The 17,045-nt window shown below is 36.7% G+C and carries 11 protein-coding genes; 6 read left to right on the top strand and 5 right to left on the bottom strand.

Going from position 1 to position 17,045, the window contains the following annotated elements:
- Positions 1-6: 6 nt before the first annotated feature.
- Entirely contained in the window at positions 7-2,358 is a 2,352-nt protein-coding gene (locus tag HU137_RS05235; RefSeq protein WP_182042739.1) for a penicillin-binding protein 1A, read from the top strand.
- A gap of 253 nt (positions 2,359-2,611) precedes the next feature.
- On the opposite strand, the gene HU137_RS05230 is transcribed toward HU137_RS05235, so the two are convergent.
- On the bottom strand, positions 2,612-3,145 hold the full coding sequence (locus HU137_RS05230; protein WP_182042738.1) for a TlpA family protein disulfide reductase: 534 nt from the start codon (positions 3,143-3,145) through the stop codon (positions 2,612-2,614).
- Positions 3,146-3,252: 107 nt separating this feature from the next.
- Between HU137_RS05230 and gltX the strand changes: the two genes are divergently transcribed.
- The 3 genes from gltX (at position 3,253) to HU137_RS05215 (ending at position 6,483) form a co-directional block, all read left to right on the top strand.
- Positions 3,253-4,761, top strand: coding sequence for a glutamate--tRNA ligase (gene gltX / locus HU137_RS05225; protein WP_182042737.1), 1,509 nt, complete (start codon positions 3,253-3,255; stop codon positions 4,759-4,761).
- A 66-nt stretch (positions 4,762-4,827) separates the two neighbouring features.
- Positions 4,828-5,964 carry an AI-2E family transporter gene (locus tag HU137_RS05220; protein ID WP_182042736.1) on the top strand — a complete coding sequence of 379 codons (1,137 nt, stop codon included), beginning with the start codon at positions 4,828-4,830 and terminating at the stop codon, positions 5,962-5,964.
- A gap of 21 nt (positions 5,965-5,985) precedes the next feature.
- Complete coding sequence (locus HU137_RS05215; protein WP_182042735.1) at positions 5,986-6,483, top strand: DUF6973 domain-containing protein; 498 nt, start codon at positions 5,986-5,988, stop codon at positions 6,481-6,483.
- Between the two features lie 104 nt (positions 6,484-6,587).
- Here HU137_RS05215 and HU137_RS05210 read toward each other — a convergent pair whose 3' ends face one another.
- Positions 6,588-8,486, bottom strand: coding sequence for an ABC-F family ATP-binding cassette domain-containing protein (locus HU137_RS05210; RefSeq protein ID WP_182042734.1), 1,899 nt, complete (start codon positions 8,484-8,486; stop codon positions 6,588-6,590).
- Between the two features lie 477 nt (positions 8,487-8,963).
- Between HU137_RS05210 and HU137_RS05205 the strand changes: the two genes are divergently transcribed.
- Complete coding sequence (locus HU137_RS05205; RefSeq protein WP_182042733.1) at positions 8,964-12,011, top strand: SusC/RagA family TonB-linked outer membrane protein; 3,048 nt, start codon at positions 8,964-8,966, stop codon at positions 12,009-12,011.
- Positions 12,012-12,030: 19 nt separating this feature from the next.
- Entirely contained in the window at positions 12,031-13,410 is a 1,380-nt protein-coding gene (locus HU137_RS05200) for a RagB/SusD family nutrient uptake outer membrane protein (protein WP_182042732.1), read from the top strand.
- A 337-nt stretch (positions 13,411-13,747) separates the two neighbouring features.
- On the opposite strand, the gene HU137_RS05195 is transcribed toward HU137_RS05200, so the two are convergent.
- The 3 genes from HU137_RS05195 to HU137_RS05185 form a co-directional block, all read right to left on the bottom strand.
- Entirely contained in the window at positions 13,748-15,220 is a 1,473-nt protein-coding gene (locus HU137_RS05195) for a tetratricopeptide repeat protein (protein ID WP_182042731.1), read from the bottom strand.
- A gap of 114 nt (positions 15,221-15,334) precedes the next feature.
- On the bottom strand, positions 15,335-15,823 hold the full coding sequence (locus tag HU137_RS05190; protein ID WP_182042730.1) for an RDD family protein: 489 nt from the start codon (positions 15,821-15,823) through the stop codon (positions 15,335-15,337).
- A 23-nt stretch (positions 15,824-15,846) separates the two neighbouring features.
- Positions 15,847-16,896, bottom strand: a complete 1,050-nt coding sequence (locus tag HU137_RS05185) for an NAD(P)/FAD-dependent oxidoreductase (RefSeq protein WP_182042729.1) — start codon at positions 16,894-16,896, stop codon at positions 15,847-15,849.
- Positions 16,897-17,045 lie beyond the last annotated feature (149 nt).

Below are 17,045 nucleotides of genomic sequence, written 5' to 3'. Positions count from 1 at the left end.
TTCAAAATGAGTACACAAAACAAAAACACTCAAAAAACAAAAAAACCAAGCAAAACCTTTTCCATAAAAAGGATGCTATTCATTCTTTGGGGACTTTTTATCGCAGGAATTTTAGGTGTATTCCTTTTATTTTGGGGAACTTCTCATGGAATTCTGGGTGAAATGCCAGATGTACAAGCTTTGGAAAATCCGGACATTTATGTTTCTTCAGAAATTTATTCGTCCGACGGAGTCTTATTGGATCGATTTGAAACAGAAAAAAGGATTCCCGTCACTTATAAAGATCTTCCCCAATATTTAGTCGATGCACTTTTAGCGAGAGAAGACATCCGTTTTGAGGAACATTCGGGTATAGACCCGAGAAGTACGTTGCGTGCGATTACATCCGGAGGAGGTTCCGGAGGTGCGAGTACGATCACACAACAATTGGCCAAACAATTGTTTACTGTAAATAGTTCGACCAATACCTTTGAAAGAGGAATTCAAAAATTAAAAGAATGGGTTGTTGCGGTAGAACTAGAAAAACGATACACAAAGGAAGAAATCATCGTCATGTATTTGAACAAATTTGATTTCGTTTATAATGCAAATGGAATTGAGTTGGCCTCAAAAGTTTATTTTAATACGACCACAAGTAAATTGACTTTGGAAGAATCGGCTATGTTGATCGCCATGCTAAAAAATCCGGTGGCATTTAATCCTATCCGAAACCCAAATGATGCCAAACATGAACGCGATGTCGTTTTAAACCAAATGGTCAAATACAACTTCCTGACAAAAGAAGAAGCAACAAATGCCAAAGCCAAACCGATCAAAATAGACAAACAAGAAATCAATACGATCAGTGAATCTTATTCGGCTTATTATAAACATGAATTAAGAAGAGAAATTCAGGAATATTTTAAAAATTTAGAAAAAGAAACCGGAAAAAAATACAATTTGTACAAAGACGGACTGAAAATCTATGTCACACTTGACTCGCGCATGCAAAAAATGGCAGAAGATGCAGTTGCCAAACACTTAAAAACGATCCAAAAAACCTTTTTCGCTGAACATAAAAACAATAAAAAAGCACCTTTCTATGGACTTTCAGAGGAAAAAAGACAGCGTATTTTCCAGCGAGCGATGAAAAATACGCATGTTTACAAACACTGGAAAAATTTAGGGAAATCTGAAGAAGAAATACTAGCCGAATTTAAAAAACCAAAAGACTCTGTCAAAATCTTTACTTGGGATGGTGTGGAGTATAGAAAAAACATGTCGCTAATGGACTCGATCCAGTACCATAAACATATTTTACAAGCGGGAATGATGTCCATGGACCCAAAAGACGGGACCATAAAAGCTTGGGTCGGTGGGATCAATTGGGATTATTTTAAATATGACCATGTCAAACAAGCTCGTAGACAAGTCGGATCAGTATTCAAACCATTTGTCTATGTGACTGCGATTAACCAAATGAACTACACACCTTGTAATACCGTTTCAAACGCTCCCTTTTCCATCGGGAACTGGAAACCGCGAAATGCAAATGGAAAATATGGTGGAAGTCAAGATTTACGCACCGCGCTTGCTTGGTCAACCAACGTAGTGACGGCTAGATTAATTGCCCAAACCGGAGTTGAACCTGTTATCCAAATCGCAAAAGAATTAGGTGTAGAAAGTAAAATCCCTAAAGATTATACCATTGCACTTGGATCTGCTGATTTAACCGTTTATGAAATGGTGGGCGCCATGAGTACATTTGCCAACGGTGGAATCTATATCAAACCGGAATTGATCGTCAGAATCGAAGACAAAACTGGTCGTGTCATCAAAGATTATCGACCGGAAACCAGAGAAGTAGTCAACGAATATGTCGCTTATGCCATGATCGATTTGATGCAGGGTGTAACCAATAAAGGTACCGGTAGATGGGTAAGAACCAAATATGGCATCAACAGTGAAGTTGCTTCCAAAACCGGAACAACCAATGATAATTCGGACGGTTGGTTCATCGGAATTACACCCAATTTGGTGACCGGCGTTTGGGTGGGTTGTGAAGACCGTTTTGCGCATTTCCAAAGCACTGGCCGCGGGCAGGGTGCAGCAACAGCATTGCCGATTTGGGCATATTATATGCAAGGTGTGTATAAAAACGGTAAAGAATTTGGGGTGACGACTGCCGATAAATTTGAAAAACCAAAAGACCTCGACGAGAAGTGGGACTGTTCATCTCTTACCGGATTCCATAGCTATGGTAGCATGGGCGGAACATTTGATTATGATTATTCAGATGCAGTTGAATACGTAGATCCGCTCCAAGGTGTCAACAGCAATGCAAATTCAGGCAACGACACCATTAATTTCAATCAGTAAAACTCAATTTGAATTCATAAAAAAACCACTCATTTCGGGTGGTTTTTTATTTTCTACTCATAGTGCATTATTAAAATAGAATTTTGTCATGATATTTTGATTGTTTCACATCAAAAATATACGCCAAAATGTCCATTTCACCTATTCAAATCACCTTGGGCATTACCGAAGGCTACTAACATTTAGCTCCTACGGAGCTTGCTTTTGATTAAGCTATTGATAAACAAAATGAACTATAGGTTTATTTCTAATTTTAATTCTTCGGAATCTGCATCAATTCGACCAACCGTTCCATCATTTGAGCATCATCTGCATGAATCGCATAATAATGGGCTATTTTCCCTTCACGGTCAATCAACATATACCTCGGAATCCAGTTCAACCCTATGTAATTGGTGAAATCATTTTTCCAATCCGCATTGAACCAATAATGTTCACCTTCAATTCCAAATTTTTCAATTCCATTTTTCCAAGCTTCCTCTTTCCCAATTCTATCCAAAGACAAAAAGAGATAAACCACTTCCGGAAATTGGCTTTGAACTGCTTTTAGCTTTGGAAGTCCTTTGATACAATCTGAACACCATGAAGCCCAAACATCTACCAAAACCACCTTTCCTTCATACTTTTTAAAAACTTCACCTACCGTCAGTAAATTCCCTTCCAAATCCTGAACTTTTTGCCCCAAAGCCGTCTCATCAAATTCTGTTTTCACTTCAGTTGGTACTTCTTGCGCAAAAGAATTCCCTAGAAATAACAGAACTAAAAATATAGACATGTACTTTTTCATTCTTATTTTTTTAAAACCGAAATGAAATTACAAAAATTCAGCCAAAAACTTGATTCAAAGTTTAAAGTTCAACGTTCAAAGTTTTTATCTTCGCAAAAAAAATCAGAATGTCAGAAGTTAGAGTACGATTTGCGCCAAGCCCAACTGGTCCTTTGCACATCGGCGGTGTACGCACAGCATTGTTCAACTATTTATTTGCCAAACACCATGGAGGCAAATTTTTATTGCGCATAGAAGATACAGACCAAAACCGATATGTTCCGGGTGCAGAAGATTACATCATCGAATCCCTAAAATGGTTGAATATATTGCCGGATGAAGGCGTAGGATTTGGCGGAACGCATGCATCTTATCGACAATCTGAACGCAAAGAAATTTATGCCAAATATGCTCAGGAATTGATCGATTCCGGCAGCGGCTATTATGCTTTTGATACAGCAGAAGAATTGGATAAACTCCGTTCTGAGGCAGAGTCCAAAGGCGAAACCTTTATTTACAATTCTCAAAACCGAAATCAATTGAACAATTCTTTGAATTTATCAAAAGAAGAAGTTCAAGAAAAAATCAATGCCGGCGTTCCTTATGTGATCCGATTTAAAATTCCGGAAAACCAAACCGTTTTATTGGACGATTTGATCCGTGGTAAAATTTCAATTGACTCCAACACGCTGGATGATAAAGTTTTATACAAATCTGACGGTATGCCTACTTATCATTTGGCCAATATTGTCGATGATCATTTGATGGAAATCACCCATGTGATCAGAGGAGAAGAATGGTTGCCATCCATGGCTTTGCATGAATTGCTTTACCAAGCATTTGGCTGGACTGCGCCTCGATTTGCGCATTTGCCTTTGATTTTGAAACCGGAAGGAAAAGGAAAATTGAGCAAAAGAGATGGTGACAAACATGGTTTCCCTGTTTTTCCACTAGAATGGATGACAGCAGAAGGAATTTCAAAAGGATACAGAGAAGAAGGGTATTTGTCGGATGCGGTTGTCAATATGTTGGCGCTCTTGGGTTGGAATCCGGGAACGGAACAGGAAATTTTCACGATGGAAGAATTGATTTCCAATTTCTCACTGGAAAAAGTAAGCAAATCAGGTGCAAGATTTAATCCGGAAAAAACGATTTGGTTCAACCATCAATACATCCAACAAAAATCAGCTGAAGAAATTTTGCCTGAATACTCAAAAATATTGGCTAAAGCAGGAATTCAAGCTGATGATACATTCAATTTAAACATCATAGAATTGTTAAAAGAACGCGCCAATTTCATCCAAGATATTTATACACAAGGTGCATTTTTCTATCAATCACCGGAGAATTATGATGAAAAGGCAGTTGGAAAAGCTTGGAAAGAGGACACAGCTGGTTTGCTTGAGGAATTCTCAACTGAACTTTCTTCCATTCAGGACTTCAATCACACCACACTGCATGACCAAATTCAAAGTTTCGTACAGAAAAAAGAAATTGGTTTTGGAAAATTGATGATGCCGGTTCGTTTGGCATTGGTCGGCAGTTTACAAGGACCGGATGTACCTGTAATCATGGAATTTTTAGGAAAAGAAGAAGTGTTGAATCGGATCAAATCCATCATAGCAAGACTATCCTGATCGATTTTTCATTTTCCAATTTCATTATTTAAAATGATTTATCTTTAATCCAAAATGAATTGAAAAATGCAAGAATTTCAAAAAGAAACCAGTATAAAAATTGCATCAAGACTATTGATTTTGGTTTTGATCGTGTTGATTTGTTATACTTTACAGAGCATCGTTGTACCCATTTTATTTGCATTGATTCTTTCCGTTTTGCTGCTACCGATTTGTGAAAGATTGGAAAAATGGGGAGTCGGAAGGGCTTTTGCCTCTATTATTTCGTTGATTTTTGCCATTTTGATCGTTTTGGGAATCGCTTACCTGGTCGTCTCCCAAACCTTAACGATCAGTCAAGACACATCTGAAATTCTCAATAAAATCCAATCGCTCTTAAAATCTATGTTGGACTGGGCATCAGATCAATTCCATGTTTCATCTGCCGAAATTATGTCAAGAGTAGAGAAAGAACTTGGAAATAGCTTTTCAACGATGGGTCAGTTCATTTCGACAGGACTAAATTCCATAGGAAGTTCGCTTACCTATTTCATCCTCATTCCGGTGATGATTTTTTTCTTTTTGTATTACCGTGAGTTTTTCAAAGAATTTTTCTTCCGAATTTTTGTTTCCAAACCAAAAAAAGAAATCGAAGAAGTCATCCGTAAAATTTATGATGTTCTGCGAAATTATTTGGTGGGACTCATTACCGTAATGGGAATTGTGGCCATATTGAACACAATTGGATTGACGATTTTGGGCATAGAACATGCGGTATTTTTTGGCGTTTTGGCGGCCATGTTGACAATTTTTCCTTATGTTGGGATATTTATTGGTTCCCTGATTCCAGCGCTATTTGCATTGGCTACAAAAGACAGTGCTTGGTATGCCGGTGGTGTCATTTTATGGTTTCAATTGGTCCAAACGCTTGAAGGAAATTTCATCACACCAAAAATAGTCGGAGGCAAAGCCAGTTTAAATCCTTTGGTTTCACTTTTATCTTTCTTCCTCGGTGGAATGTTGTTTGGGATTTTAGGGATGATTTTGGCTTTGCCCATTTTGGCGATGTTAAAAGTCATTTTCGATGCACTCCCAGAGACTTCAGCTTATGGCTTTTTACTGAGCGAACCGAATGATTCTTATATCTTAAGTGAGCAACAGAAAAAAAGAAAAATGGAAAAACAAAAAAGGGCTGAACAGAAAAAAAAGAAAGAGAGTGAATAATGTTTTTCAAATTTCCATCCTTTGAAACGAATTTTCAAAACCGTAAAAAAACTATCAATCGGGTTTACCTGGAAAATGTTCATTGCACTGATTTCCAAACCATTGCTTTTATTGCCGACAATTTGGGCAACGATAGAATCGGTTTTATTTTCTGAATTAAATTTTGAGGAATCTCATAGTGGAAGAGGTATACCAAATGCTTTTCGTCATGCTGCATGGAATTTGTTGATTGCCAAAAATTGTTCAATTTTCACCTCTAATAGAAAAGCCATCGTTTGGGCCAAATACATTACGGATTTACATGAAGAATGTTTTCCCAATGAGGATTTTGATCGAGAGATGGACTTGCATAATAACGAAGTTGGGCGAGAATTCTACAAAGAAATGATGAATCGGAAAATCACCAATAAAAAGAAAATGATAGCTGATTTGATGGAAAAAACCCAAACCGCAATCGGACTGACCGAAATTCATGAAATTCAAAAAGCAAAAGGAGAATTGGTGTTTTTTAAAGAATAAATAAAGAATTTCTTGAAACGAAATTCTTTATTTAAATCCCGAAACAAGTTCGGGATGACAATTTCAGCGGAAACCTCGAGTCAAGCCTAGAGGAATTCTTTAGATTAAATCAACATCATCAACTCTTCCCACTCCTGCATTTTATCTTCCAGATTCAATTTCAATTCGTCATATTTTTTCAAATCTTCGTCAGCATGAGAAGTCTCAAATTTCTTTTCCAAATCCGCAATCTTTGATTCTAAATCTGCGATTTCTTCTTCCAATTTGGTGATTTTATTTTTGATGCGTTTTTGCTCTTTGATTTCTTCTTGAGACAATTGGACTTTTTCCTTTTTCAATTCAGATTGTACAGACGCAATGCTTTGCGTCTCTACTTTTTCGATTTCACGGAAGCCTTGTGCTTTTCTTTCTGCCAGATATTCCGTAATTCCACCTAAAAATTCATTTACTTTTCCATCGCGGAATTCAAATACTTTATTGGCCAAACCATCTAAAAATTCCCTGTCATGCGAAACCAATATCAACGTTCCATCAAAGTTTTTTAAGGCTTGTTTTAAAATTTCTTTGGATTGAATGTCCAAATGGTTCGTAGGCTCATCCATTACCAAAACATTAAAGGGTTTCAATAATAATTTGGCTAACGCCAAACGATTTCGTTCACCTCCTGAGAGTACGGAAACTTTTTTCTCTACGGTTTCACCGCTGAATAAAAAAGCCCCTAAAACGTCCCGAACTTGTTTACGGGTTTCTTCAGTTGAGGCATATTCAGCTTCTTCCAGTACGGACCATTTTTCATTTAGTACTTCCGCTTGATTTTGGGCGAAATAGCCAACTTCCACATTATGTCCGAGTTTGATAATACCACTGTGTTCCAGTCCATCTACCATCACACGTGCAAGCGTTGTTTTACCTTGTCCATTTTGTCCGACAAATGCTATTTTCTCCCCACGATTTACATAAAAATTGACGTCATCAAAAATCTGTTTTTCACCATATTTTTTTCCAACTTTTTCTAATTCAAATATGATTTTGCCGGGAACAACTGCAGATGCAAATCGGATGTTCATTTTGTGTACATCTTCATTTTCGACTTCAATTCTATCAATTTTGTCCAACTTTTTGATCAAAGATTGAGCAGTTGCGGCTTTTGAAGCCTTGGCGCGGAATTTATTGATGAGTTGTTCTGTATGTTTGATGTATTGTTCCTGATTTTTTTGCGCTTGTTCCATCTTTTCACGTCTTTCCTGACGGAGTTCTATGTATTTGGAATAATTGGCTTTGTAATCATGAACTTGTTTGTTGGCGATTTCGAGTGTTCTGTTGGTCACATTGTCCAGAAATTGTTTGTCGTGCGAAACCAAAACCACAGCACCGGGGTAATCCTGTAAAAAATCTTCCAACCAAAGAATGGAATCGATGTCCAAGTGGTTGGTTGGTTCGTCTAATAATAAAACATCGTGTTTTTGAAGCAACAACTTTGCGAGTTCGATCCGCATGCGCCAGCCACCGGAAAACTCTTCTGTTTGTCGATGGAAATCTTCGGCTTTAAAACCTAGCCCAAACAGGATTTTTTCCATTTCAGCGTCTTTGGTGTATCCGCCGAGTAGGTTAAATCGATCGGTCAAATGGGTGATGTCTTCAATTAACTTTCCGTAGGCATCGCTTTCATAGTCTATACGAGTGGAAAGTTGATCGTTTGTAAAATCAATTTTCTGTTGGATTTCGTTCAATTGTTGAAATGCACGTCCGGCTTCTTCCCAAACGGTTCTTCCTTTTTCAAAATCGATGTCCTGAGTTAAAAACCCAACGCTGACTTCACCTTCATGCACGACATCTCCTTCGTCTGCAATTTGTTTTTTGGCTAGGATTTTTAAAAGGGTAGATTTTCCGGCGCCGTTTTTTCCGGCCAATCCTACGCGATTGCCTTTGTTGATACGAAAGGAAACATTGTCAAATAGATAATTTCCGGCGAAATGAACGCCTAAATTTTGAACGAGTAACATTTTGCAAAAATAAGTTGATATTTAGGAATAGGAAATTTAGGGCATAAAAAAAGGGAGAAATAAATCCCTCCCTTTTTTAACTAAATTAATAATGCTAATAAATCAATAAGCCGTTGAGGAAAAATTATGAAAAAATCTATCTACTCTTTGATTTATGGTGCAAAGAAATTCAAGAATGAAGAAGCTACCAAAATTTGAATTACTTAGAAAATACTCATTCTAATATTTCAATTTTTTTTGTCCAAAATCAATAGATATTTCTGAGTCTAACCTTAACATATCAATAACCATTTCAAAACAAAGAATTTCTAACAAAACTTCTTATACGGCTATCTATCAGTATTTTAAATCGTTATTGAGTAGTTTGTGAGTATAGCATTTGTATCAACTTATTATATACTCAATTAACATTACGTACATAAACTTTTCACATTTCTTTGTTTCATTTGCGTTCATAAAATTTAAAAATTAAAGAAAATGAGGAGAAATGTCTTATTAAGTTTTCTCTTTTTATTTGCAGTTTTCCAATTGGTGGATGCTCAGGTAAAAGGAGTAATTCAAGACCAAGATGGTTTTGCGGTTTCTGACGCAGAGATTCAAGTAAGAGGTGGTGAAGCTACTTCTTTTACTGATGAAAATGGAGCGTTTGAGATCGATGCAAAAGTTGGTGATGTATTGGTTGTTACCGATATGTTGGGTTCTTCAAAAGATTTTGCAGTAAATGCGGAAGATATGGGTACACTTTCGATGAGTGCTGAAGTCTTAACTGAAGTTGTAATTTTAGGTTATGGTATTTCGGAAACGGACGAACAAAAAACAGGAGCTTATACAACTGTAAAATCGGAAGATATCGAAAAAGTAGGTACACTTTCGTTTGACCAAGCATTACAAGGTCAGGTAGCTGGTGTGAACATAGGTGCAGGAAGTGGTCAGCCTGGTTCATATACTCCTATCAACATCCGAGGTATAACTTCATTAACAGGAAGCTCGCAGCCTTTGGTAGTGATCAACGGTGTTCCTGTAACTACGGAAGATTTATCCGGAATTGCTGCAACATCCAATCCTTTGGCGAACATCGATCCATCAACGATTGAGAATGTTACTGTTTTAAAAGATGCGATGGGAACTTCCCTATATGGTTCACGTGGTGCAAACGGAGTAATTTTGGTTACTTTGAAAAAAGGAGCTTACGGAACAGATAAATTTTCATTTAACACGGAATTTGGTGTAGGTGATGTCGCTTTTGAGAAAAATGATTGGTTAGATGCGCAAGGACATGCGAACTATTTTACAACAGCTTATGCCAATGCTACTGGAGGATCTTTTGACGATCTATATCCGGTAATCGTTGATGCGTTAGGATGGGATGGTGTTTCTTCTTATGACTGGAAGGATGCAGTACGCCAAAATTCCATCAGCTCTCAGAAATACATTTTCAATTATTCGGGAGGTTCTGATAAAATGAGATTATTTTCTTCCTTAAGCTACAATGATCAGGAAGGTATCGCAAGCAATTCAGATTATAACCGTATTTCCGGATATTTAGGTGCAGACTGGAAAGTAAAAGAAAAATTGAATTTGAACTTTGATGTTACTTTAAGTAAAGCCAAGCAAACAGGACCTACAGATGGTTCAGCTTTCTCAAATCCGATATTTGCCGGATATGTGATGTCTCCGACACAGTCTTTTTACAATCCTGATGGATCTTATAATTTGGATTTATATTTTTTGAATCCAGAGTTCAACCCATTGGCTTTACAAGAAGCCAACAGATCAGATTCAGATTTTTACAAAGCGATCGTCAATTTAGGTGGAGATTATGATATCACAAACAACTTGAATTTTGCTACAAAATTTGGGGTTGATTACAATTTCTACGATGAATTACTGTATTGGAATCCTGATTTTGGAGATGGAAACTCTGATGGTGCAGATCCGCTAGGTGATGGTTATGGTTATGCTTCTCAAAGAAATTTCAACACTTGGAACTGGTCCAATGCCTTGAAATACCAAAAAACATTTGCAGATGTTCATGATTTGACCTTAACTGCAGGTACGGAAGCTATCAAATACAATTATAGTGTAGTTTTTGCTGAAAGAAAAGGTTATCCAGCGGGAAATACTAAACCAACTTTGGACAATGCGGCTAATCCATCTGATGCTAGTTCTTCCGGATCAGATTATTCATTTATGAGTTATTTTGGACGTTTGGCGTATAGTTTCGACAATCGATACTCCTTGACGGCAAACATCCGTAGAGATGGTTCATCTCGATTTGGTACAGATAATAAATGGGGAACTTTCTGGGGCGTAGGTGCTGCATGGAACATCAACCGTGAAGCATTTTTGAGCAGTTCTTCTATCAATGAATTGAAATTAAGAGGTTCTTATGGTACAGTTGGTAACGGTGAGATTGGTAACTATGCTTGGATGAACTTATATAGAGCTGCAAATGGTGCATATTTAGGACAAGCTGCGGGTGCCATTACACAATTGGGTAATAATGATTTGAAATGGGAAACGACCAAACAATTGAACGTTGGTTTGGATTTCGGAATTTTCGAAAACCGTTTAAGAGCAACTGTTGATTATTATGTGAAAAATGTAGAAGACTTATTGTATACAGTTCCTACAAATGCCTCATCTTCAGGTTTCACAAGCTATTGGACAAACGATGGAGAATTACAAAGCCGTGGTATCGAAGCAAGTTTGACTGTAGTTCCGGTAAGAACGGATGATTTTGAATGGTCTATTTCCGGAAATTATTCCTACAATGATTCTGAAATTCAAAATTTGAATGATGGAAACATTTCTATCAGAAACGGACGTAAAGCATGGATGAATGGACATAACCCAACTGAGTTTTACACTAGACTTTGGGCAGGTGTAAATCAAGAAAATGGTTTACCTCTTTGGTACACGGACGAAACCCGTACGACAACGACAAGTGAACTAAACCAAGCGGCACAAGTATTTACCGGAAAACAAGCATTGCCGGTTCATAACGCAGGTTTATCAACTTCCTTAACTTACAAAGGATTTGTATTAAGCTCTCAATTCTCTTATGCAGGAGGACACTCTGTATATGATACTTGGGGATTTGTTTACAACAGTGATGGAACATATGGTCAGTTAAATACAAGAGAAGATTGGGCAAATGGAGCTTGGACTCCTGATAATGCAGGTAGTGCAACTTTACCTCAGGTTGTTTATGGAGGAAATAACCAAAGTAACTCTGCTTCTACCCGTTATTTATATGACGCTGACAACATCCGTTGGAGATCTGCTGAAATCGGATACCGATTTGGTAAAGATATCTTGGGTGAGAATTTATTCTTAAACAATGTTTATGTGTACGTAAAAGGATACAACTTGGTTGTTTGGACTTTTGATGATGACCTTTGGTTTGATCCTGAAGTAGCGACCAATGATGTCGATTACAATGGAATCGAGAACATGGGATTATTTAACTTGACTCAGCCGAACTTGAGACAATTCATCTTTGGTGTAAAAATCGATTTCTAAATTTTAAAATTCGAATAAAATGAAAAAAATAATAATGAGTTTAGGTCTAATCGGGTTACTGGGATTCCAGTCTTGCTCGGAAGACGAATTTTTAAACTACGAACCTTCAAGTTCAGCACAAGTTAATGAAGGTACCATTACAAATGAAGAACAACTTCAAACTGCTCTTCTTGGTGTTTATGATGGTCTACAAAGCAACTTTGCCTATGGAAACTATTATATAACTTCTCAAGAGTTATTGACAGACAATGGATTTGTAATTTTTGAAAACTCAAACCGATTTACAGATTTCTACCGATACGAACATGCTAGTGTAACTGGAGGTTCCATCGCCAATATGTGGACAATTGGTTATAGAGTCATAGCAAGAGCCAATTTCGTTCTTTCATATGAAGGAAAAATACAAGGAGATGCCTCAGCAGCATATTTTGCTGAAGCCCGGGCTTTGAGAGCTTTGACTTTATTCAATTTGGTGAATTACTATGCAAGACCTTATGGCACGACAGATCAGGATTTGGGTATTCCAATTCCAATGGCTTTTGAAAGCGATCAACCTATTGCGCGCAGTTCTGTAGCTGAGGTTTATGATGAGATCACTACTCAATTAGAATTGGCTGCGAATTTATTGCCAAATCTTAATGAGCGATCTAGAATCTCTAAAGAAGCGGTTTATGCATTGCTTTCCAGAGTGTATTTGTACAAAAAAGATTATGTAAAAGCAAGTCAATATGCAGATATGGCTATTCCTAGTGTAGAAATCGTTTCTGGTGATGATTTGTCTTCTTTTTACAGAAACCCATTGAGTGCTGAAACTCTTTTCGGAATCGATTTTACAGAATTGGATAACCCAGGAGCAAACGATGCGATTTTTGCGACATGGTCGACCAACCGTTACGGTGATACTGCTGCTACAACAGAATTTTACAATTTGATGTCTGCAACAGATGCCAGAACTGGATTATACGAACTTTGGGACACTAATGACGTTCCTCAACCATACGGTGTTTTAAAATACCAATCTGTAGATGATGACATCATCGTGATCAGAGGTTCTGAGGTGATCTTGAATAAAATCGAAGCCCTTTATTTTACCGATCCAACTTCAGCTTTGAACGAATTGGTTGATTATGTTTCTACTTACAGAGATCCGGCTTATACATTCGCTGGTTCAGGTCAAGCTCTGTTGGATGAGATTTTGAACCAAAGAAGAATCGAATTGGCTTTTGAAGGACACAGATATTTCGATATGAACCGATACCAATTGGATATCAACAAAAATGGAAACTGTACGGCTAACTGCGAAATGCCTTTCTCAGATTACCGTCGTGTGTTCCCTATTCCATTAAACGAAATGAACACAAACCCGGCTTTGGCAGGGCAACAAAATCCTAATTATTAAGAAAAAAATCAGTTAGGAGAATTTAATGTTTTATGAGAAAAGCCGTACGAAAGTGCGGCTTTTTGATTTTGTCAATATTTAATAATTCAATCAATCCGTAAACATTATCAATTCTTTTAAGAATTAAGAGCCTGTTTAAATTTCATCTAATTATTTAGACTTGAATCATCTATGATCCCTTTTAACCTAAGTTCGATTCATCTATTTGTTTCAACTGATTTCTTTGTTAAATGTAATGGGTTCAAAATAATTCAACTAGGCTAATCCCTTAAATTGAACTGAAGTTAAATAAAAAAAATACGTTAAACCGATTTTGGAAAATTCGAAAAATGGTAAATCAAATCTGCCCTATCGCTTCCAAATGGAAATTCTGAATCCAAATCTGTAAGTTCTCTTCTGAACTTAACTCAAATTTTTTACGCAATTTGTATTTCCGGTTCTGGATGGTACGGATGGAACTAAAGGTTATTTCGGCAATTTCTTTGGTAGAAAAATCCAATTTCATCAAAGCACATAACTTTAAATCTGCCGCAGTCAAGTCAGGAAATTCTATATTCAATTGGTTATAAAACTCCGGATAAACCTCGACAAACCTCGACATGAAATTGGGTGAATTGGATTTTGCCAATTCAGCGACTTCTTCAAATGCATTGTTCAATTTTTTCTCTAATTGAATTTTTTCTTTTTTTCCTTTTAGATTTTTTAGCTTTTGCTTCTTAAGCAACCTGTACATCACCAGAACGATCAAAGAAATCGACAAAACAGCTATCACAATGATGTACCAAGTGTTGGAAGTGGCTTTGGCCAATTCTTTTTCATTGTCCGTTTGTATCATCAGCAACGGTCCTTTCAGATTTCTTTTTGCCACCCAATTCAAACTATCATTGACTTCTACATAGCGTTTCAAATACTGAATGGACAAATCCATTTCACCATTGTTTTGATATGCCTCGGACAATAGTTTGTAGAGTTCCGGCTTCGGTATTTTTAGCCGATCTGCCAACACCAATGATTGTTTATAAGCCAAAATCCCTTTTTCATTCTCTCCCTCCGCTACATGGAATTTACCTTTGATGCGACCAAAGACAGATGAAGTATAAGTGGAATTGATCTTGGGAAGAATTTCTCTCGCAACATCTAAATAATATTTTGCAGAATCCAACTCCTTTAAATCCGTAAATACCTCGGCTATACTCACAGAACTGATAAATTGGTTCAAATCATCCGCTTCCGGTGTTTCAAATGCAATTTTATAATAATACAAAGCCGAATCCATCATTTCATGGGTTTCATAAATATCACCGATATTCACATAAGCCCCAATTTCCATGTTGATTTGCTCCTTTTCATCCTTGATCCGCTCAGTTATCGCAATGGCTTCTAGGTATTTTTTGATCGCTTCCCTGTGGATGCCCAAAGAATGGAGATTCAATGCCTCCTGAAAACTGATCAAATACAAATCTTCTGGACTAGTTTTCACATAAGATTCGTTTTTTGCCTTTACCAAATAACGAGATGAAACATCGAGTTGACCCTTGTTAAAATAAATAAAGGAACTCCCGATATATGCTTTGACCAAACCTTTAGAATAGTTTTCTTTCAGTGATTTTTGGATGATTTGATTATAAACGGCAAGAGAAGCATCGTATTTTTCTTCTGCATATAAATCATCTCCTACCACAATTAAAGAGTCAATTTCTTTGTTGTCCGACTGAAAAATAGGTAAAATAGACCCAAAATAATGGGATTTACCCTGAACGATTCCCAAAAAAAGTAATCCTGCGACACCTAATACTATACCCTTCTTCATCTGCTCAAAAACACTGAATTGCTAACCCTAATTTTGAAGCTTACAAATTTAAAGACAAATCACTTATTTTTAAGGAAATAAGACTGTTAATAAATTCCCTTGATTTGTTAAATTTTAATCATGAAGCCTTGGCTCTACTCCGATTTGGTCTATGGAATTTGTATCTAATTGGTGTTTTTCAAATTCCTTTTTCATCACAACACGTGTCTTCGAAACTTTATCATGCCATCCCAAAGTCCCCAAAAAAGAAAATCCGTCAAAAGGTATAAGACGACATAAATTTCGGATGAAGGTCTTTTGCACATCCATTGGCTCACCATTTTCATTTACTGCGACGGTTCCGGTCAAAAACTTCCCCAAACTTCTTCCTTTAAAGATAATTTCCTGCAAACTCATGAATAAAAAATACATGACAGCCGATAAAATTCTATCTATAAAAGGGTTTTCAGCAAAAAACAATTCCATATCTACACCAAAAAGCGTAACCACAATAAAAATGATGATAAAGAAAATCAAAAATGCAATGACATCAATCAAATAATTGGCAAGGCGAAGTGCTTTAGAAGCAATTGATAAATCAATTGGATTTAAAAAAGAGTTCATAAGATAATTTTTACAAGTATAATTTAATTCCAATACTTTTCAAACCTTTTTACATCCGTTTCTTTAGGCAATTCCACACCTTTTTCTATTTGGTCATATAAAAACTCTGTCATCTGCGGCCCAAGCAATGTCCCTCGCGTTCCCATCCCGTTTAAAATCCAAAGATTTTCAAACTTAGGATGATGCCCTAAAATCGGTCTTCTATCGATGATCGTCGGTCTTATTCCAGCATTTTGTTTCGCTATTTCATAATTTCCGGTATAAATTTCTTCTAAATAATTTTGGATTTCCGCCCTTCCCTTTTCCGTCGGTTCATACGTCAAATCATCCCGATCATAAGTCGAAGCAGTCAAAGCCAATTGATCTTCCAACGGCAATAAAAAATTATACGCCTTCCAGATCCCTTTGGGAATCTCGGTTTCGGTTTTGATTTTTAAAACTTCTCCCTTCACTCCGATTACCGGCAAATCTTTAAAAAACGGATTTTCTTTTACACCAAATCCTTCACAAAAAACGATGCGTTTGGCTAGAATTCCTTCATACTCCACATGATTTTCATGAAATTGAATTTTAAGATGATCGAATTTTTCATTTCGAATCAAATCATGTTCTGATAAATACATTTGAAACAATTTCATACAATTTTCCAAATCAATTCTTCCGGTTTGTTTCACTTCAGCAAATCCAAATGGAGCCTTAATCTCAGGTGAATTAGACTGAAAAATTTCGTCGTTTAAAAAAGGAATCAGTTCCGGTTGCTTGGCTTTTTTCTGCCAAGTTTTGATTTCATCTTCGTTCTTAAAAATCCGATAAGTTGGAATTTCATGGATGAATTTTTCACCTAAGAGTTTTTCAAAAGAACTGAAATAATCCAACATCCATTTCAATTGTTCTTCCGCATTCCAAATCAGCGAAAACCGCTTCAAAACCACCGGATTATAAATCCCAACCGCAACGGAAGAAGCTTTATTTTTGTTTTCGTCAATGACGATAAATGATTTGTTTTCTTTTAATAATTTTAAAGCAAAACAACTTCCAGCAACTCCCTGTCCGACAATGATATAATCTAACATTTATTGATGTGATTTTCTAAATAAAGGCTCAAAATTAACAATATTTGGCCAGCAATTCTCCCATTAGCACATGAAAAAATTATGGATTAGATACTGCTGTTTCTAACGCCGATAACGCAAATTTTAATCCGTGCTTTAAATTTCACTGG

The sequence above is a fragment of the Moheibacter lacus genome (assembly GCF_014042165.1).
Taxonomy (GTDB): Bacteria; Bacteroidota; Bacteroidia; order Flavobacteriales; family Weeksellaceae; genus Moheibacter; species Moheibacter lacus.
Note: the sequence above shows the minus strand (reverse complement) of the source record. Positions and strands in the feature narration are given on the sequence as shown.

What these genes read in the sequence shown, in the direction of transcription:
- HU137_RS05235 (WP_182042739.1), top strand. Translation starts at nt 7, where the DNA reads ATGAGTACACAAAACAAAAACACTCAAAAAACAAAAAAACCAAGCAAA.
- HU137_RS05230 (WP_182042738.1), bottom strand. Translation starts at nt 3,145, where the DNA reads ATGAAAAAGTACATGTCTATATTTTTAGTTCTGTTATTTCTAGGGAAT.
- gltX (WP_182042737.1), top strand. Translation starts at nt 3,253, where the DNA reads ATGTCAGAAGTTAGAGTACGATTTGCGCCAAGCCCAACTGGTCCTTTG.
- HU137_RS05220 (WP_182042736.1), top strand. Translation starts at nt 4,828, where the DNA reads ATGCAAGAATTTCAAAAAGAAACCAGTATAAAAATTGCATCAAGACTA.
- HU137_RS05210 (WP_182042734.1), bottom strand. Translation starts at nt 8,486, where the DNA reads ATGTTACTCGTTCAAAATTTAGGCGTTCATTTCGCCGGAAATTATCTA.
- HU137_RS05205 (WP_182042733.1), top strand. Translation starts at nt 8,964, where the DNA reads ATGAGGAGAAATGTCTTATTAAGTTTTCTCTTTTTATTTGCAGTTTTC.
- HU137_RS05200 (WP_182042732.1), top strand. Translation starts at nt 12,031, where the DNA reads ATGAAAAAAATAATAATGAGTTTAGGTCTAATCGGGTTACTGGGATTC.
- HU137_RS05195 (WP_182042731.1), bottom strand. Translation starts at nt 15,220, where the DNA reads ATGAAGAAGGGTATAGTATTAGGTGTCGCAGGATTACTTTTTTTGGGA.
- HU137_RS05190 (WP_182042730.1), bottom strand. Translation starts at nt 15,823, where the DNA reads ATGAACTCTTTTTTAAATCCAATTGATTTATCAATTGCTTCTAAAGCA.
- HU137_RS05185 (WP_182042729.1), bottom strand. Translation starts at nt 16,896, where the DNA reads ATGTTAGATTATATCATTGTCGGACAGGGAGTTGCTGGAAGTTGTTTT.